Annotated in this window: 20 protein-coding genes; 3 read left to right on the top strand and 17 right to left on the bottom strand. The window is 58.7% G+C overall.

The genetic code is table 11. From position 1 onward, the window contains the following. Window position 1 precedes the first annotated feature (1 nt). The 8 genes from tssK to tssB all read right to left on the bottom strand — a co-directional run bounded on the left by tssK (window position 2) and on the right by tssB (window position 8737). Window positions 2–1336: a type VI secretion system baseplate subunit TssK gene (gene tssK, locus C7H08_RS04020; protein ID WP_106670488.1), complete on the bottom strand. Its 1335-nt coding sequence runs from the start codon at window positions 1334–1336 to the stop codon at window positions 2–4. After that, entirely contained in the window at window positions 1336–1869 is a 534-nt protein-coding gene (tssJ, locus tag C7H08_RS04015) for a type VI secretion system lipoprotein TssJ (RefSeq protein ID WP_106670487.1), read from the bottom strand. Before tssJ ends, tssK begins: the two co-directional genes overlap by 1 nt. Continuing rightward, window positions 1866–3191 (bottom strand): type VI secretion system-associated FHA domain protein TagH, encoded by a 1326-nt coding sequence (gene tagH / locus C7H08_RS04010; protein ID WP_106670486.1) that lies wholly within the window; start codon window positions 3189–3191, stop codon window positions 1866–1868. The genes tssJ and tagH overlap by 4 nt, the downstream gene beginning before the upstream one ends. Before the next feature lie 17 nt (window positions 3192–3208). Continuing rightward, a complete protein-coding gene (gene tssG, locus C7H08_RS04005; protein ID WP_106670485.1) occupies window positions 3209–4225 on the bottom strand; it encodes a type VI secretion system baseplate subunit TssG in 1017 nt (338 codons plus the stop codon). Beyond that, the gene (tssF, locus tag C7H08_RS04000) at window positions 4189–5961 is read right to left on the bottom strand and encodes a type VI secretion system baseplate subunit TssF (protein WP_106670484.1); all 1773 of its coding nucleotides are present in this window, start codon (window positions 5959–5961) and stop codon (window positions 4189–4191) included. Before tssF ends, tssG begins: the two co-directional genes overlap by 37 nt. A 291-nt stretch (window positions 5962–6252) precedes the next feature. Beyond that, the gene (gene tssE, locus C7H08_RS03995) at window positions 6253–6690 is read right to left on the bottom strand and encodes a type VI secretion system baseplate subunit TssE (RefSeq protein ID WP_106670483.1); all 438 of its coding nucleotides are present in this window, start codon (window positions 6688–6690) and stop codon (window positions 6253–6255) included. Between the two features lie 3 nt (window positions 6691–6693). Beyond that, window positions 6694–8175 (bottom strand): type VI secretion system contractile sheath large subunit, encoded by a 1482-nt coding sequence (gene tssC, locus C7H08_RS03990; protein WP_106670482.1) that lies wholly within the window; start codon window positions 8173–8175, stop codon window positions 6694–6696. A gap of 64 nt (window positions 8176–8239) precedes the next feature. Further along, a complete protein-coding gene (gene tssB, locus C7H08_RS03985; RefSeq protein WP_106670481.1) occupies window positions 8240–8737 on the bottom strand; it encodes a type VI secretion system contractile sheath small subunit in 498 nt (165 codons plus the stop codon). 271 nt (window positions 8738–9008) lie between these two features. Between tssB and C7H08_RS03980 the strand changes: the two genes are divergently transcribed. Then, on the top strand, window positions 9009–9269 hold the full coding sequence (locus tag C7H08_RS03980) for an acyl-CoA-binding protein (RefSeq protein WP_106670480.1): 261 nt from the start codon (window positions 9009–9011) through the stop codon (window positions 9267–9269). Window positions 9270–9416: 147 nt separating this feature from the next. Then, complete coding sequence (locus tag C7H08_RS03975) at window positions 9417–9728, top strand: site-specific integrase (protein WP_106670479.1); 312 nt, start codon at window positions 9417–9419, stop codon at window positions 9726–9728. 36 nt (window positions 9729–9764) lie between these two features. Here C7H08_RS03975 and C7H08_RS03970 read toward each other — a convergent pair whose 3' ends face one another. Then, entirely contained in the window at window positions 9765–10226 is a 462-nt protein-coding gene (locus tag C7H08_RS03970) for a hypothetical protein (RefSeq protein WP_227663175.1), read from the bottom strand. Between the two features lie 124 nt (window positions 10227–10350). After that, window positions 10351–10860: a transcription elongation factor GreB gene (gene greB / locus C7H08_RS03965; RefSeq protein WP_106670478.1), complete on the bottom strand. Its 510-nt coding sequence runs from the start codon at window positions 10858–10860 to the stop codon at window positions 10351–10353. Window positions 10861–11148: 288 nt separating this feature from the next. Between greB and C7H08_RS03960 the strand changes: the two genes are divergently transcribed. Beyond that, window positions 11149–11430: a hypothetical protein gene (locus C7H08_RS03960; RefSeq protein WP_106670477.1), complete on the top strand. Its 282-nt coding sequence runs from the start codon at window positions 11149–11151 to the stop codon at window positions 11428–11430. A gap of 37 nt (window positions 11431–11467) precedes the next feature. Here the strand turns inward: C7H08_RS03960 and C7H08_RS03955 are convergent, their stop codons facing one another. The 7 genes from C7H08_RS03955 to ftsE all read right to left on the bottom strand — a co-directional run bounded on the left by C7H08_RS03955 (window position 11468) and on the right by ftsE (window position 18467). Further along, a complete protein-coding gene (locus tag C7H08_RS03955; RefSeq protein ID WP_106670476.1) occupies window positions 11468–12922 on the bottom strand; it encodes a HAMP domain-containing sensor histidine kinase in 1455 nt (484 codons plus the stop codon). Continuing rightward, window positions 12909–13589, bottom strand: coding sequence for a winged helix-turn-helix domain-containing protein (locus tag C7H08_RS03950; RefSeq protein WP_106670475.1), 681 nt, complete (start codon window positions 13587–13589; stop codon window positions 12909–12911). Before C7H08_RS03950 ends, C7H08_RS03955 begins: the two co-directional genes overlap by 14 nt. Window positions 13590–13692: 103 nt before the next feature. Then, the gene (hyi, locus tag C7H08_RS03945) at window positions 13693–14472 is read right to left on the bottom strand and encodes a hydroxypyruvate isomerase (protein ID WP_106670474.1); all 780 of its coding nucleotides are present in this window, start codon (window positions 14470–14472) and stop codon (window positions 13693–13695) included. Window positions 14473–14481: 9 nt separating this feature from the next. Continuing rightward, on the bottom strand, window positions 14482–15393 hold the full coding sequence (locus C7H08_RS03940; protein WP_106670473.1) for an NAD(P)-dependent oxidoreductase: 912 nt from the start codon (window positions 15391–15393) through the stop codon (window positions 14482–14484). A 319-nt stretch (window positions 15394–15712) separates the two neighbouring features. Further along, window positions 15713–16573 (bottom strand): RNA polymerase sigma factor RpoH, encoded by an 861-nt coding sequence (rpoH, locus tag C7H08_RS03935; RefSeq protein WP_106670472.1) that lies wholly within the window; start codon window positions 16571–16573, stop codon window positions 15713–15715. A 204-nt stretch (window positions 16574–16777) separates the two neighbouring features. Then, window positions 16778–17785, bottom strand: coding sequence for a permease-like cell division protein FtsX (ftsX, locus tag C7H08_RS03930; RefSeq protein WP_106670471.1), 1008 nt, complete (start codon window positions 17783–17785; stop codon window positions 16778–16780). After that, window positions 17778–18467, bottom strand: a complete 690-nt coding sequence (ftsE, locus tag C7H08_RS03925; RefSeq protein ID WP_106670470.1) for a cell division ATP-binding protein FtsE — start codon at window positions 18465–18467, stop codon at window positions 17778–17780. The genes ftsX and ftsE overlap by 8 nt, the downstream gene beginning before the upstream one ends. Between the last annotated feature and the right edge of the window lie 8 nt (window positions 18468–18475).

The raw sequence follows: 18475 nt of genomic DNA, 5'->3' as shown, positions 1-18475 counted from the left end.
TTTAGTTCCTGATTGCCCAGAATTGCATTTCCAGCCCGGGGAAGCTGCCTGCCACGTGGAAGGCAAAGCCGCTGGCGTTGTCGAGCATTTGCCAGGCCTGGCTCTGGTCGTCCAGCCGGAAGTAGACAAAACCGGCGTGATACGGCAGCTGGCGCGGGGCCACCGGCAGTGCCGACAGTGGTATGCCCGGCAGCTGCAGACTGATGAGGTCGCGGATCTTTTCCACCGACGCCACCTTGCACTGTTGGGTGAACTGCTTGCGCAGGTCGTCCAGCGGCATGTCGGCCTTCACCGCCAGAATAAACTCCGCGTTCTGGATCAGCTGGCCATCCTGCACCGGCGCCACGGTAAGACCGTACTGGCGCTGCTGCAGCGAGATCGACAGCGCACGCGGCTCCAGGACGGTGCTCAGGGCCTGGCGCAGCACCTGCATCAGCGGGCTGAAGCAGCCTTCCGGCAGGTCGTGATCGTAGGGTGTGAACTCCCGCGGCAGGCGGCTCTCATCGGTGAAGGTCACCAGCTCGCCACACAGTTCCAACAAGGCTTCGTACAGGCGTTCCGGATGCAGCTGGCGCAACCGGGCCAGGTGCATGAATTTCGGATGTGCGCGGTTCAGCATCTGCAGCAACATAAAGTCCGAAACATCAGCCACACCGCCCTGCCCGGGTGCCCCGACTCGCTCGGCAATGTTGCGGGCGCGCTCCTGCATCAGCCCGGCCATTTCACCGACAAAGCGCTGCAGGCGCGGCGCCGCGCGCACGCTGAGCATGGTGGGCAGGAAATTCGGGTCCATCACCAGGCTGCCATCCGGGCGCTTTTCCAGAATTCGGCCAATGGCCAGGGCGGCGTAGGCGCTGCGGTCGTCCCGCTCCAGCATCAGGCGCGGGGCAACCCGGCCGACGTCGATGCTGTGGGCGTCACCGTCGATGGAATGCAAATCGCGGATTTCCATAGTTTGGGCGCGAAACCGGCCCGCCACCGGCGCATCCGGCCATTCCACTTCGGCCAGGGTGTCACTGCCCAGAGGCAAGGCCAGGTACACCACCTGATTGGCCACTGAGGCATCGGTAATTTCCAGGGGCTCTGGCATCACATCATCCTGGGGCAGATTGAACCGGGTACCGTCCGGAAACAGTCCGGACGACCGCACCAGACCAACCCGGCCAAAGCTCAGGTATTCGGCGTTCAGCTCCAGATCGCAGAAGCCGTACAGGTAATCCGAGACCGCCAATGCGCGCTCGTTGATCTGGTGTTCCAGGTATCGCTGCTGTTGCTGGAAGTGCTGGGGCTTGATGAACAGCCCATCACTCCAGACGACTCGATTGGTAGCGGCCATCAGGTATCTTCCGAACGTCTGAGTTGTACTTCCCGCTCCCGCAGATTGATCAGCAGGTGATAGGTATCACCGATGGGATCTACCTTGACCACTTTTTTCCACTGGGACAGGTTGGGATACGCATAAAAGGCAATCACGCCGATGAAACGGGTGTCCTTACTGATCTCGAACGGCTCGACATACTTGAACTGGCCCGGCACCAGGGTGTAATCGCTGTGATCGACGTAGTTGCGGCCCAGGGAGTCCTTCAGGTTGTTCAGCAGCTGATCAAAGTCACCGGCCATCAGCAGCGAGCTGTCGCGCAATTCGATGATCTGATAGGCAATCGGCGTCGGTGCCAGCGATTCGTTCGGGTTCACGTCCGGCTCGGCCAGCATGGTCAAGGCCACCCGACTGGGAAGATCTTCCGGGTAGCCGACCGGGATCGACGGGTCCCACAGCACCTTGGCGGTTTTGCTGACCGCGTTATACGGGGTGCTGCACCCCACCATCAGCATGACGATAGCCAGCAAGCTCCATTTGTAGTACTTCATGAAAGGCTCTCTCTCTGTAATTGGCGCAAGTGTTGGTCGTAAGCCTGGTCAAACACCTCCTGAAAGAGACGCTCGAATCCCTGCTGACGACTGGACCTGAGTTCCTGGTAGTAGTGTTGGTACATGTTCCAGGCCCACAGGCCCTCGTCTTCATTGTCTTGCAGGCCTCGGCGGTAGCCGTGGAACCGGCGCAACAGGGCCTCCGGTGAGAAGGCGTAAAGAATGGCTTCCAGTGCCTCGCGAATGGCTTCCTGCGTGGCCTGCTGGTGGTGATTCAGGCTTTCCAGACTTTCCCGCACCGCCGCCGGAGCAGACAGGTGCACCGGGCTACGCTCGGCGGCAAACAGGGTCTCGATGGTGCCGGCGTAGTCTTCCCCCAGGCGCAGCGGGTTGTCTTCGATCGGTTGCAGCCGGGTGCGCAGTGCCCGGTGCCGGGTGTCCTCGCTCTGATGCAACGCCAGCAGGCCTTCGACCGTGGCTTTCAGGGTCTGGCCGGCTTCTTCCAGAAACAGCTGCATGTCGTCGCTGTCGGCAAACTCGACCTCGGTGCCCAGGCCACGCATCAACGGCGCGCCGCTGATGTGTTGCCGGCTGGCGTCCCGGACCGGGGTTTTGATGTCTGACATTCCGTGTCGCTCCTGTGTCTGCTTTTCGTTATTGCGGGCGTTGCGGTGGATCGGCAGGCCCATGGCCACGTCCCGGTTTTCCCGGTACTCATCGCTGACGTTGGCCGAGCGGGCAAACCAGGCCTTGTCACTGGCCAGCAGTTCCGGGGCCTCGTCCCGGGCTTGGCTGCGTTGCTGTTGCCAGGGCGCCAGTGGATCCTCGCTGACTGCTTCGCCGGCCGGTGTGCTCAACCCGGCCAGCGGCTCACGCCCTTCCGGCATTGACTGACGCGAACTGGAACGTAACAAGTCGCCCTCATCCATATCCACCAGCCGGCGGTCCTGACCCGCATCGTCATTCAGTTCCGAGTGGTCCACCGCCTCGCCGTTCAGCTCCGCCCGCATCCGGTAACGGCCGATGGTCAGGGTATCGCCGTGATTCAGGCGGGCGCGGCGGCCCCGGCCCACAGGCTGGCTGCTGCTGTTGATGTAGGTTCTGCCGCTGCGGTCAATCAGGCAGAAGCCGCCATCCAGATAACGCACTTCGGCGTGGCCCGCGACCACGCCGGTGCGATGCGGTGACAGCCGCCAGGTGTCATTGGCGGCAGTGCCGATAGAGCCACCGGAGGTGCTGAAATGATGCTCGATACTGGCACCACCACCGGTCTCGGTCGGGTTGATGATGACCAGTTTGAGCGCTGTGTTCTGATGTCCCACGTGTTTGGCTCCTTGCCTTAACGTCGTATCTGGATTCGCACCGCCGGGCGCTCACGGGCCCGCTCCGGTGTGACAAATGAGTTCCAGCCCAGGCGCACGTCCTCACCCAGCTGCATGGGTCGGATGTCCTTGGGCCGCATCTGCAGCTCCAGGTCATAGGCCAGTTGCTCCCGGGTGGTGAATTCCACCAGCTTCACCAGGCGCTCGTGATCCCGGCCATTGGGCAAAAAATCCGCAAACCGCTGCCGGCTCAGATTGTGCAGCCGCAGAATAAACTTGCCGCTGCGGTCCCGGATGCTGGCGCCCACCAGGGTGTCCAGGCCCAGGCTGGCGTTGGCCTGGCCCAGACGGGTTTGCTGATCTTCAGCAATGGCAACCTTGCGCAACACCCACTGCTCGATGCTGACGTCTTCCAGGTCAAAACAGTGCGCCACGATGCCGCTGACCACGTCCGGTGAGCGGCTGCGCCCGGCCATTTGCCCGGCATAGGCCAACATCTTGGACCAGTTGACCGGCGTGGCGTCGCGCAGACGGCGATCACCCAGGCCCACCAGGGCAAACACCAGCTCGGAAAACCCGTCACTGGCACCGGGCTGAAAGCGGACGTAATACCGGTACTTGCGCCAGGACCGATGAAACAGGGTCACCAGACGGTGATTAAAAAAGTCCAGAAAGTGCCGGCGCACGCCCAGGTTCTGGCCCGCTTCCCAGGCCAGATCCTCCAGGTAGTAACCCGGCAACGGCGACTGGGAACCGTGCAAACCCAGAAAACTCACTTCCATCTGGTAAGGCGCGTGCTCGTGTTCCGGCGATAACGCCGACACCACGTCACTGCCCGGAAAACCAAGCCCGGCCGAGGCCGAAAACCGGATGCGCTCCTGCCGGGGCTCGCCACTACCCGGGCGCTCCAGATCGTCGCCGTGGTGCCGATGAATCAGATCCACCAACTGAAAAAAACTGTATCGTTTTGCGTCGCCGAGAACGGGTTCCAGCCCGGCTACATCAGCGGCTGCTGACCTTGCTGTAACGTCCATGTGTAGCGTTCCTGATTCTCTGTGTTCACCACTTCCAGCTGGTGAAAAGCGTTAATACTGGCGTAGAGGGCAAAAAACCGGCTCAGCACGGTGCCGAACAGATACAGATCGCCCTCACTGCCGAAATTCTGCTGGTCCAGCTTCAACACCGAGCGAATACCCCGCACTGGCAAGCCCCGGACCATCCGGTCCACCGGCTGGGTGGTGATGTCGCTGATGCCGGCCAGGCGTTTCTGGGACACCCGTTCCGCCTGGCGGTCCACCAGGGCCCGGAAGTCGTACACCCGCAACACCGTGCGCAGGGCATCCACATCGAGCATCGACAGGTAGTTCAGGGACAAATTGGAGATCAGTGTCCACAGCAGGCTGCCGTCCAGGGTCGGCCGCAGCGTCGCGGTCGGCCGGGTGATGTTGCTGAACGAAGCAAACGCCGGGGTGGTTTCCGTGGCCATGCAGATTTCACCGACCGCCAGCTGCTGCGGCAATTGCCGGTTGGTGCAGGTGAGGGTCAATGACACGGCTTCTTGCCGGCTCATGCATTCGGACTCATCGCCACGCACAAACGCGATGTAATGATCAAAACCATCACCGCGCACACTGTCCCGGGTACGCACCCGGTAATACAGGGCGGCGCGGCCACGATCCCGTTCCACTTCGTGCTGAAAACTCTCGAACGCGGTGTACAGTCGCGGCTCGCCCCGGCCGGACCGGCCCTCGAGCCAGCCTTCGACCTGCTCGATGCTGAACACTTCAAAGTGCTCCGGGCAGCGGCTGGACGGTGAAATGCGGTATTCGGTCTGCCGGCCGTTCAGGTCCACCGGTTCGCCTTCGTGGCTGAACAGGTTCACCGCCGGGGTGCAGTACAGCTGCAGCGAATCCCGGGTCACCCGGGCATCCGGCGGCAGAATCCGACTGAAGTGGAAGCGTAGGCTGACTTCATCGGCCTGCACCGCCGGCAGCCGGGCTTTCAGGCCTGCAATGTCGATAAACCGGAAGGCTTCCGGGAAGCTCAGGTATTCCTGAATGATCCGGTAACCGGCGGAGGCGTTCTTCGGATACGGCAGAATCGCTTCGTCGGCGGCAAAGCCCACCGGCTGCAACAGCGACGACGGCAGGTTGTAGACGTTGCCGCCAATCACCAGTTCCATGCGGCTGAGGTAATGGTTCAGCCACAGGTACAGGGTTTCCGCGGTGTGGTTATCGCCGCCCAGGTAGAAGCGCAGGCTGTCGAGGCCCAGACTGTTCAGGGGCTGGTCGGTGTGCAGCGCCAGATCAACGGTGACCGAAGATACTTCGCGGGAATGCTCGGCATGCGCTTCCGCCACACTGATCGGAAAGATATCCACCGCCCGGCAGGTGCGGAACCGGCACTGGGTTTGCCGGCTTGGCTCGCCCAGAGGCCGGCTTTTGATTTCGGTATGGCGCTCGACCGTTTGCCGCTCACTGATGGCGTGCAGTTGCGGATCAAAGCGCATGATGGTGCAACTGGGCACGGGCCGCAGGTAATTAGGCCAGAGCATGTTCAGCAACGAGTGCGTGAGCTCCGGAAATTCGTCTTCAACTTTTTCCCGCAGTTTGCCGGTCAGAAAGGCAAAGCCTTCCAATAGCCGCTCAACGTCCGGGTCGGTGCTTTGCTCTGACAAAAAGCGAGTCAGCTGCGGATGTGCCTCGGCAAACTCCCTGCCCTGCAACCGCAGAAAGCTCAACTCATCCCTGTAGAACCGATTTAACTTCATCGTTACTGCACCTTGTCTGGCTCCGAGCGAGGGCGCGGTTAGCCTTTCCAAAAGACGCTGCAAGCCCATCCATGGGACGCTTGGGCTCCGCCATCCATGGCTCCGCACACTTTTGGAAAGGCTAACCGCGTCCTCGCTCTCATCCTTGCCTTCAAAACCTTACGGACCGCTTGCATTCAAGTCTGCCGGAGGGGGTGGGGACACTTTTCTGGCGGGAAAAAAGATGTCTGAGCGAAGCGAGTTGTTTTTTCCCAGAAGAAAAGTGTCCCCGCCCCCTCCAGCCACCAAGCTCTAGAGAACCCGATAGTAGCGCTTGTCATCCAAAACCAGATCAATGGTCGTCCGGTCGTCGCTTCCCGCGACACTCAGAAACACAGTTACCTGAAACTTCAACTGCAGCGGGTCCGGTCCTGGCGGTAACGCCAGCACCTCGACCCGCTTAACTCTGGGCTCAAACTTCTCGATACACTGACGGATCGACCCCCGGATCTGGATGCTCAGGTCGTGAGTACCCAGGGTGGCGTCGTTGAAATCCAGCAAACCCAGGTCTGGCACGCTCGCGCTGTTGCCCGGATGGGCATTGAGCAATCGGACCAGATGGCGTTTGATGGATTCCACCACATGGGGTATTTCGCCCATGCTCTGCCCCGCCGGGGCGGCGGCCTGTTCCAGTCTTTCAAACAGGCTGCCGGTATTGCGAACGCCGTCAGTGCCGGTGTCGCCAAACACGGATTAATCCTTGTCCAGGCGGCCAACCAGCGAGAGTTCGAAGTTGGCTCCCATGTATTTGAAGTGCGGGCGTACGGCCAGGGATACCTGGTACCAGCCCGGATCGCCTTCAACATCGGAGACTTCCACGTGGGCGGCGCGCAACGGACGACGGCTACGAACTTCGGCCGGCGGGTTTTCCTGGTCGGCCACGTACTGGCGAATCCAGGTGTTCAGTTCCCGCTCCAGATCCTGACGTTCTTTCCAGGAACCGATCTGCTCGCGCTGCAACACTTTGATGTAGTGAGCCAGGCGGTTCACGATCATCATGTACGGCAACTGGGTGCCCAACTTGTAGTTGGTTTCCGCTTCTTTGCCTTCCTTGGTGTTAGGGAACTGCTTGGGCTTCTGCACCGAGTTGGCGGAGAAGAACGCGGCGTTGTCGCTGCCCTTGCGCATGGTCAGGGCAATGAAGCCCTCTTCCGCCAGTTCGTATTCACGACGATCGGTGATCAGCACTTCGGTCGGGATTTTGGCCTCGAGCTGGCCAAAGGATTCAAAGGTATGCACTGGCAGATCTTCTACCGCGCCACCGCTCTGGGGGCCGATGATGTTCGGGCACCAGCGGTACTTGGCAAAGCTGTCGGTCAGGCGGGTGGCCAGCAGGTAAGCGGTATTGCCCCACAGGTAATGCTCGTGGTCGCCCGACACTTCCTCTTTGTAGTTGAAGCTGCGCACCGGATTTTCGGTCGGGTCATAAGGTACTCGCAGCAGGAAGCGCGGTGCCGCCAGGCCCAGGTAACGGGCATCTTCGGATTCCCGCAGGGAGCGCCACTTGGCGTATTTCGGGCCTTCGAAGACGGCACTCAGCTCCTTGATCGCCGGCAGTTCCTGATAGCTGTCGACACCAAAGAAGGACGGTGCAACGGAGGACAGGAAGGGCGCGTGGGACATGGCGCCGACAGATGACACGTACTGCAGCAGCTTCATGTCTGGCGTTGATGGGCTGAAGGCGTAGTTGCCAACGATGGCACCCACCGGCTCGCCACCGAACTGGCCGTATTCTGCGGCATAAATGTGCTTGTAGAAGCCGGTCTGAGTGACATCCGGCGCAAACTCGAAGTCTTCCAGCAGTTCCTGCTTGGTGGCGTGCAGGATGTCGACTTTGATGTTCTCGCGGAATTCAGTGCGGTCTACCATGAGTTTCAGACCGCGCCAGGACGATTCCAGCTCCTGCAGTTGTGGAGCGTGCAGGATTTCATCCATTTGGGCGCTGATCTTGCGATCCAGCTCGACCACCATCTGGTCGACCAGAGCCTTGTTGACTGGCTGGCCTTTTTCGTCGCTCTTCAGCAGGTTGGCAATAAAGGTTGCAACGCCTTTGCGGGCAACGTCGTAACCTTCGTCGGCCGGTGCCATACGGCTGTTCGCCATGACCTGGTCGAGCAAGGAGCCTTCTGCTACAGATTCGGAGGCAGCAGATTGCTGCACAGCAGTATCAGACATACCACATCCCTTCAGTACGTGATTGATATTCGGTGTTGGTTACCGTATCGGACGGTGACCCGGGTTACTCGCCGCTTTCGGTGGCCAGATCAAGCTCAGCCAGCAGCTTTTCCCGAGCGCCTTCGTTGTCCAGCAATTCCTGCATCTTGCTGCGGAAAGCCGGAACGTTACCCAGAGGGCCTTTCAAAGCAACCAGAGCTTCGCGCAATTCGATCAGCTTCTTGAGCTCGGGTACCTGGCGGGCAATGCTGTCCGGAGAAAAGTCATCCAGGCCCTGGAATTCCAGATTGACCGGGAGGTCATCGGCGTTTTCTTCCAGCTTGTTGGACACGTTGGTGGACAGCGTCAGACCGGCTTCCTTCATGACAGAGCGGAAGTTGTTCTTGTCGACGGAAATGGCCTTACGGTCTTCGATAGGGATTTCTTCAGCATGGCCCTTAAAATCGCCAACCACGAACATCTTCAGCGGCAGTTCGGTTTCAGCCTGCTGATCTCCGGTGGCGGGGACATACTTGATATTGATGCGCTCTTTCGGCGCGACGGAACCATCTTTGGCAGACATGGCGTGCTCCCTGTGCAATTCATTTGCAGTGTAGTTCGATCCTTGGTGCCTACCGTCCTGGCAGACAACGAGCGAAACTGTACACATCTGCCCAGGCATTCTCAAGCTAAAGCTGGCCAGAAATGACCCAAAGTGTGAGGTCGGGCAAACTTTTGCCAGCTTGCCCGGATGCCCGTGCCAATACCTTTACAGTCAATGACGGCTGACGCTGCCACCGCTATACTCGCCCCATACGCAGAGGAAACAACCCGTCATACCAAGGAGTCAGACCATGAGTGACCTGAAAGCAAAATTCGATGAAGCGGTGAATTACATTCAGAGTGCCGAGGGCGACTTCAAGCCCTCGAACGAGATGAAACTGGAGTTCTACGCCCTGTACAAGCAGGCAACCGCAGGTGATGTGTCCGGCAAGCGCCCGGGCATGATGGACTTTGTTGGTCGCGCCAAATACGACGCCTGGGAAAAACTCAAAGGCACCTCCAGTGACGACGCCATGCAGACCTACATCGACAAGCTCGAATCCCTGAAGTAACAGCCTCCTACCACCCGCCGGTCCTGCCGGCGGGCAATTAATCGCCCCCCCCCAAATAGCCTCGCCCGTTTATTTTTGCGCCGTTCAAACGTTTGTCATATGATGCGCGCAACATAAGAACAACAAGCATTCAGACGAGTACACACCATGAATATTACCGAGGCGCTCGAGCAATCACGGCCTGGTATTGTCAACGATGTCAAAGCCGCGATCCGCAAACGACAACTGAACCAACGGGCAGAGCAGACCTATCTGCACTGGATCAGCCGTTTTGTGCTTTTCCACGATATCAAAGACCCGGGCAACCTGGCGGAAGAAGATCAGAAGCTGTTTCTTGACTATCTGAGAGAGAAAATCCAGGTATCCAGAGCCAGGCTCAATCAGGCCACTCAGGCGCTGGCCTTTTTTTACGAAGATGTGCTCGGTATCCCCGCCACGCAAGGCGCCGCTGCAGCGTAGCCCGTTGAAGGACCCCGAACTGATCGATCTGCCCCATCACCGCCCGGTCATATTGACGTTGAGAGTATCGTAGGTGCGGTTCTCCGGGGGCCGGATCGAATAGTTATTGCTGTGGGTCTGGCCGGGCACCACCTTTGGATTGCTGAACCGGATATCCACCGGAATCTCGGAGCGCCCCAGGTCAGTGCGACCATCCCGGGGCTGCAGGGCCAACGGATCCAGATAGAAATCATCATCGCGGGCAGATTGCACCGGCACGCCGGCGGCCGGAGCCTCCAACCCCCCTTCGATAATGGTATTGGCGAGCGTTTCTTCTTCGATCGAGCTGAACGGGATGGTGTCGATGGTTGAGCGCTGCTCGAACTCGAACACTGGGCTCGTGGCGCTGCTGCTCTGGCCATAAGCGGGTATCGCCATTAACGCGAAGGGCATCAACACGGCCGCCAGCCATCGATAAGGCACTGGCTCTGATCCGGCAAGCGATTCTAATGACGTCATGGCTTCAATCCCGATTGATCGTTCATTGTCTTGGTGTCCATTACCCTTTCGGGTGACAATTTTTGATCAGTCTATCGCCATCGGTGACGCTTTGCTCAGTAAAAAGACGAATTTGTGACGATTCTCACTTGTCGGAAACGGTCTTTCCGTAGCGGATTCCGGTGATCACCACGACCTTCCAGCCTTCAGGGGTTTTCACCGATACTTCATCATCCAGGTATTTGCCAATCAGTGCCCGAGCCAGCGGTGAGTTGATGCTCAGGTAGCCCTTGCCCAGATCAAACTCGTCCGCACCCACCAGCCGATAACTCTGCTCATCGCCCGCTTCGTCCTCAACCGTCACCCAGGCGCCGAAATACACCCGGCTCTGGTCATCCGGCAGGCGGTCGACCACTGTCAACTCATCCAGCCGCTTGCTGAGAAAGCGCACCCTGCGGTCGATTTCCCGCAGCTGCTTTTTGCCATAGATGTATTCGGCGTTTTCCGAGCGATCACCCTGGGCAGCAGCCTCCCGAACAGCCTGGGTAACCTCCGGTCGCTTGACCTTCCACAGGAACTGCAATTCCTCTCGCAAGGCCTGCTCACCGTCCGGTGTAATGTAGCGCGCGCTGGAGCCAGCTGAGATCTTGGTCATCAAGTCGGTTATTCCGGGTTGATCAGAAAATTCAGGGCAAAAAAAACCCCGTAGGTAACGGGGTATAAGGCTAGCGCTGTGCTGGAGGAAGAAGCAAGCGACTTTATGCCTGCTTCAACATCTACACGACCTATTCTACACACTAAGCATTACCCAGCGGTGGCCAAGGAATTACCTTTTAGCAAGGCAGATTTTGGCGTCCGGCCCGGTCAAAATTAGGTTGTATACTCTAGTATCCGGGGATAGTTTACGGGGCAATAGTGACTATTTTTCCTGACGGAGACACATATGAACACCAAAAAACTGCTGAACCTGGCCCTGGAAGGTGTCGATAGCATCGGTTTCCGGCTCGATGACATGGGCATAACCAGCAAACTTAACCGCCACAACATCGCGGCTTATCTGATGCTGGAGCAAAAGCATCTGGAAGGTGAGTGGGACAGCATTCAGGCCAAGGTTGACCGCCGTCGCTCCCAGTTCGAGAAGATTGCGGGCCAGGTAGAGGCCCGCGCAGATGCGGTATTTGGTCCGATTATCAGCAGAGTCAATCGCATCCGCGCCAGCAACTAACTTTCAGGCGTTGCTGGCGTCGGTCGAAGCTCGCTTATCATCCAGTGAGTAGTGAGTCTTCATCCGGATCGGACGGGGTTGCCTTGATCCGTTTGCGAATACCTGTAAAAGCAGGCATTCGCACGGTCACCGTCAAGCCAGGCGGTACTTCACCCTCACGGGTGTCACTTAACAGAATCTCACCCTGATGGATCTCAGCGACGGCACTGACCAGACTTAACCCCAGGCCGTTACCCGGCAGCGAACGACTCTTACCGACCCGGTAGAAACGCTGGAATACCTGACCCTTCTCGTCATCCGGAATACCGATGCCCGAATCCTGCACCTCAAACACCGCCGTGGCGCCGTCCCGACGCACAACCACCTGAATTCCGCCCTGTTCCGGCGTATATTTAATTGCGTTATCAATCAGGTTACTGACCATCTGGAATAACAGGTCCCGGTCCCCTTCTATCATGACGCCCTGCTCCAGAGCCTGGGGAAATGCCTGGTCTTTATCTTCCGCTAGTGCCTCATAGAGTTCACAGGCATCGCTGACGAGCTCATCCAGCGAGATCACTTTCATATCAGCTGAATTACCCCGGGTTTCCAGCCGGGCGATGCGTAGCAAGGCATTGAAGGTGGCCAGCAACTGATCGGCCTCAGAGACCGCCCGGCCTACCTGATCCCGGGCTTCGTCGTTATCCACCGCAATCAGGGTGCTTTCCAGCTGGTTGCGCAGACGCGTCAAAGGCGTGCGCAAATCGTGGGCGATGCTGTCTGACACATGTCGGATGCCTTCCATCAGGTACACAATCCGGTCCAGCATCTGGTTCAGGTTTTCCGCCAGTTGATCAAAATCGTCGTCGGTACCTCGGGTGGGAATGCGCAGCGACAAGTGGCCATTCATAATCCGTCGGGAGGTGTTGTTGATAACCTCGATGCGACGGGTAGTGCCGCGACTCATCAGAAATCCGCCCAGCAACGCCAGTGCCAGCGTTATGCCCATGCCCCAGTTGATGGCAGTTTCGATCACTCGCTTGAGATTGGTCAGCTCATCGACATCCCGACCTACCAGAAGCTTGAGGCCGCCCTGGACTTCGAAGATGCGGGCACGGGCCAGTCGTTCGGGGCCCTGCCAGCCAACCGACGGATTCAGCGTAAAGTTGATCCAGCCGGTATCCGACGAGCGGCTGCCTTCAGGCCAGGTTTCGATGTTTCCGGCCAGCTTCAGGAAGTCGTCTGTGGTGAGCAGATAAATCGATTTGGCATTCGGATCGCGGGCGACACGCTCACGGATGATGGTGATCAAGCCGTTGACGCCGCGCCCCCGGTATTGCTCCGCCAGCCCGGCAATTTCGGCTTCGATGGTTTCATCGGTCTGGGCAGTCATGAACCCTGCCGTTCGCCAGTAGATGAACGCCAACAGCAAAAACACGGATGTGGCGAACACCACCATGTACAGCAGGGCCAGCTGAAAAGAGGATGTTCTTAGCTGACTAAGCAGTTTCACGTAACATGTATCCCGCACCCCGCACGGTCTGCAGCAAGGGTGTATCGAATTCCTTGTCGATCTTGGCGCGCAGGCGACTGATGTGCACATCAATCACGTTGGTCTGGGGATCAAAATGATAATCCCAGACTTTCTCCAGCAACATGGTCCGGGTGACCACCTGACCGGCATTGCGCATCAGATATTCCAGTAACCGGAATTCCCGTGGCTGGACATCGATGCTCTGACCGGCGCGCTTGACCGTTCGGGCCAGCAGGTCCATTTCCAGATCCGCAACCTTCAGCACGGTTTCGGTTTCCGCAGCCTGCCGGTTGCGACGGATCAGTGACTCGATTCGGGCCAGCAACTCAGTGAACGAGAACGGTTTGGTCAGATAATCATCACCGCCACCTCGCAACCCCTCGACCCGGTCGTCGACATCGCCCAGGGCACTGAGAATCAAAATGGGCGTCTGGTTACCGGTGGCCCGCACCGTCTTGATGATGGACAACCCGTCCATTCCCGGCAGCATACGGTCTACGATCATGATGTCGTATTCTTCACTGGCCGCCATCAGCATGCCTTCCTTGCCATCGGCCGCATGGTCTACCACGAAGTCCGATTCTCTCAGTCCCTTCAGCAGATAATTTGCTACATCCCGATCGTCTTCGATTACCAGTGCTTTCACCGGTGCTCCTCCTGGTAGCGGATTACATTACCAACTAGGGTACGAAGAACTCTGAAACCGGGCCAGTTACCATCTTGTAAGAGGGTGTCGCCAATGACGACGGTCAACTCTTGACGGGGAACCAGGCCAGAGAGTCTTCCGTGACCGCGGTCGGGCGATATTCAGCACTGACCCAGCCCTGGTAATCCAGGCGATCGAGTGCTGCGAAAACATTCGAAAAGTTAATCTCACCGGTACCCGGCTCGTGCCGACCCGGATTATCGGCAAACTGAATGTGACCAATCCACGGCAGCAGACACTCCATGGAGCGGATCAGATCCCCTTCCATGATCTGCATATGATAGATATCGTACTGCAACCGAACGTTATCGGCATCCACCGCTTCAATCAGTGCCATGACCTTATCGGTGGTGTCGAGCATAAAACCCGGCATATCGACCCGGGAATTGATTGCCTCCAGGCACAGCGTCAGGCCGGCGTCGGCAAAGCGGTCGGCAGCATACTGGACATTGGCCTCCAGTGTACTCCAGGCCAGCTCGTCATCCAGCTCTGCGGGCTGCAACCCCGCCAGACAATTCAGCTGCGTGTTACCCAGCACCCTGGCGTAGGCCACCCCCTGCTCGACGCCAGCCCGGAACTCGTCAACCCGGTCCGGCAAACAGGCAATCCCCCGCTCTCCGGCTTGCCAGTCTCCCGGTGGCAGGTTAAACAACACCTGAGTCAGCCCGTTGCTTTCAAGCTCAGCCGCAATCTGCTCCGCCGGCCAGTCATAGGGAAACAGATACTCGACTGCGGTAAAACCCGCTGCCCGAGCACGGGCGAAACGAGCCAGAAACGGCACCTCAGTAAACAACATCGACAGATTCGCAGCAAAACGTGACATGACCCTCCCCTACGACTTTGGGCCCCGACCCACCGAACCCAAGCGTGTGCCGTTAAGGTGCTCCAGCTCGAGCAGCAGACCACTGTGATCGACATCGCTGTGGCCATTGGCCACCAGTGACAGGTACTCGTTGTGCACCTGTTGCGCCAGCGGCAGGGTCAGACCCTCGGCCCGGGCCTCATCCAGAATCATCCGCATATCCTTCAACTGAATCCGCGCCGGCGCACCCGGGGCAAAATCCCGGTCAATCATCCGTTGTCCGTGTAACTCCAGAATCCGGCTACCGGCAAAGCCCCCCATCAATGCTTCCCGCACCGCCGCCGGATCGGCGCCGCCCTTGGCCGCCAGCAATAGCGCCTCAGACACCGCACCAATGGTAATTCCCACAATCGCCTGATTCGCCAGCTTCGCCAACTGCCCGGCTCCCACCGGCCCGATCCGCGTGCACTTGCCCAGCACCGCAAACACCGGCAACGCTCGAGTAACGTCCTCCTCTGACCCGCCGGCCATAATACTCAACCGAGCCTCCGCCGCCCCCAAGGTGCCACCCGACACCGGCGCATCGACATAGCCCGCCCCCTGCTCCGCCGCCAGCTGCGCGTGACGCCGCGCCAGCGACGGCTGCACCGAGCTCATGTCTACCACCAGCGCACCCGCTTTAAGAGCGCCCATGGCGCCCTGAGCCACCATCACGTCCTCCACCACCGTGCCGTTTTCCAGCATGGTGATCACAATGTCGGCTTCAGCCACCGCTTCGGCCGGGGAACCGGCAATGGTCGCCTGCCCGACAAACGGCTCGCACTTGCTCGCCGTCCGGTTCCACAGGGTCATGGGGTAACCTGCACTCAGCAGGTTTCGGGTCATGGGTGCGCCCATCAGGCCAATGCCTAGAAACGCGATGTGAGGAAGTTTGCTCGTCATTGTCTATGATCCCACTCCAAAGGTTGAAGAAGCGTGCGGGTGGCCTGTTCCAAAACCTTGCGGAGCCCTGGGTGAAGCGTAAAGCGCTTCACGGGCTGGCCAAGGATGGCCTGCCCAGGACTCTCAGCGCGACGCAGGAGCATTAAGTGCTGAGAGGCGGAGCAGAGCGTACATGGACGTATTCACAGCGTGTTTTGGAACAGGCCACCCGCGCGCTTCCGCCCGGATGTCGATAAAACAGGGTGCGGGCATTATACAAACAAAAACGCCACCAACCGCGAACGGTGGTGGCGTTCTGACATCAGCGCTCAGGGGCGGATCAGGCCGCTTCGGTCATCTGCGCCTTGATCTTCTTCATCGCATTCTTCTCTAATTGACGAATACGCTCCGCCGAAATGCCGTACTTGTCCGCCAGCTCATGCAACGTCGACTTACCCTCGGTCAGCCAGCGCTCACGCAGAATATCCTGACTGCGCTCATCCAGAGTGCCCAACGCCTGCATCAGACGGCCATTGGAATCCTCCGACCAATCCGAGTTCTCAAGCTGCACCGCCGGATCACCGCGACGATCTTCCAGATAATAAGCCGGCGCCTGATAGGCACTGTCTTCATCATCATCGGTCGGACCATCAAACGAGGTATCGTGAGACGACAAGCGCCCTTCCATCTCGCGCACCACCCGGGGCTCAACACCCAGATCTTTCGCTACCGCGTTGAGCTCATCATGGCTCAACCACGCCAGCTTTTTCTTCTGACTGCGCAAATTAAAGAACAACTTACGCTGGGCCTTGGTCGTAGCCACTTTCACTATGCGCCAGTTGCGCAGAATAAACTCGTGGATCTCCGCCTTGATCCAGTGCACAGCGAACGACACCAGGCGCACACCGTACTCCGGATTGAAACGTTTGACCGCCTTCATCAGGCCAACGTTGCCTTCCTGAATCAGATCCGCCTGCGCCAACCCGTAGCCAGAATAACTGCGGGCTATATGAATAACAAAGCGCAGGTGAGACAACACCAGGTGACGGGCGGCTTCAACATCGCCCTCATAGTAAAGCCGCTCTGACAGCTCCCGCTCTTCTTCCACTGAGAGCACCGAAATACGACTCGCAGCCTGAATATACGACTCGAGATTCGCGCCCGGAACCAGTCTGTCAACCAGCTGTAAACTCATACCCATGCATTAACCTCCGAACCTGACAGCCATTAAATATAGCAACTAAAGATAAGACCGCCAAGAACCTCTTTAGTTCCTTTAATTCTCAGTAAAACGTTAGAAATCAACAGGCTGAGAATTTACTAGTGCTCTTCTGACACCCAAGCAGACTATTTAAGCTACGCCAGAACAAGCCGTATTTTCAATACGGTTTTCCCGATATCCAGATCACCCTCCGGCAATATCGCCCGGTTCTATGTCATCCAGATGACGCTTCACCGCAAGCCAAGCACCCAGCCAGCCTAACAGCATTGCGATGATAATCAATGCTAACGCGCCATCAAACCCCGGGCCCTGCAGCGCAAACTCACTGTGATAGAGGCCGGCCAGCCTCTCAATTGGGCCGTTCAGCCACCACAGCGACATCTGAATCAGCAACCAGGCAACCAGTCCGCCGCCGAGCCCAAACCAGGCCCCGGTGTACAGAAACGGCCGTCGCACAAAGGCGTCGGTGCCGCCCACCAGCTTGGCCACCAGGATTTCATCCCGGCGACTTTCAATGGCCAGGCGTACGGTGTTGCCGATCACCAGAATGACCGCCCCACCCAGCAACAGCGCCAGGGCCCAAACCGCCCTGGCCAGAATATCCGTCATGGCATTGAGTCGCTGCAACCAGCCAAGGTCTACCTGAACCTGCTCAACCTCGTCCATCCCTTCGATGAAAACTACTAACGCCCGTACACCCTCGGCAGAGCGTGCGCTATCTTCAGGGGTAATCAGCAAGGTATGCGGCAACGGATTTTCATCAAGAAAATCCAGAGCATGGTCGAGCCCGGACGACGCTCTGAACTCCGCAAGTGCCTGCTCCCGGCTCACCAGCTGCACTGACAAGACCCGGCCGTCACTACCCACCTCATCCGCGGCGACATTCGCCTGCTCAAGAGGCACATCCATAGCCAGATAAGCGGTAATGCGGGCACTGCTCTCCCAGCCGGCACTGACACCCTGCAAGCTGTTGAGTAACAACAACAGTGCCAGCGGCAAGGCCAGGGCAACCCCCATCACGGCCCAGGTCATCAGGCTGGCCACCGGAGTCCGCCACAGTCGCTGAGCCGAATCCCGGGCCACCTTGCGATGATGATCCAGATAACTGCGCGCCTGAGCGTTCAATGGCGACTTCACCCGGTTAGCAGCACCGCGCCGGTTTTCTGGCTTCTGGCGAGGGTCGTTAGCCACTGACACCTCCCGAGGCCGTCCCACTACCGCTGGTCACCAGGCGACCGTGATCCAGCGTTAACTGACGCCGCCCCATTTCATTGATCAACGCGATATCGTGAGTGGCGATCAACACCGTGACGCCGACCTGACTGAACTCGGTGAACAGTTTCATGATGTCAGCCGACAGCGCCGGATCAAGGTTACCGGTGGGCTCGTCCGCCAGCAGCACCGGTGGCTTGTTTACCACCGCCCGGGCAATGCCTACCCGTTGCTGCTCACCCCCCGACAACTGCAGCGGATTCATTTTCTCTTTGTTCAACAAGCCAACTTTGTCCAGTGCGGCCCGAACGCGCCGGCCGATGTCCCGGGGCGAGGCCCCCATCACTTCCAGGGGCATGGCAACGTTGTCATACACTGAGCGATCAAATAGCAACTGATGGTTCTGAAACACCACGCCGATGTGCCGACGGATGTAGGGGATCTGGCGTTTAGGCAGGCTGTTGAGCTGCTGGCCGCCGACCACCACTTCACCGGCAGTCGGCCGCTCCATCACCATGATCAGTTTCAACAGGGTACTTTTGCCGGCTCCGGAGTGCCCGGTGAGAAACGCCAGTTCACCCCGGTCAAGGTGAAAATTCACCTGGCGCAAAGCGGTGTGGTCGCTGTCATAGCGCTTGGTAACCTGGCGAAACTCAATCATCTGGGGCT

Origin of the sequence: Marinobacter halophilus (assembly GCF_003007685.1) — a bacterium.
In the GTDB taxonomy this organism is placed as follows: domain Bacteria; phylum Pseudomonadota; class Gammaproteobacteria; order Pseudomonadales; family Oleiphilaceae; genus Marinobacter; species Marinobacter halophilus.
This window is presented reverse-complemented; position numbering and strand designations above follow the sequence as displayed.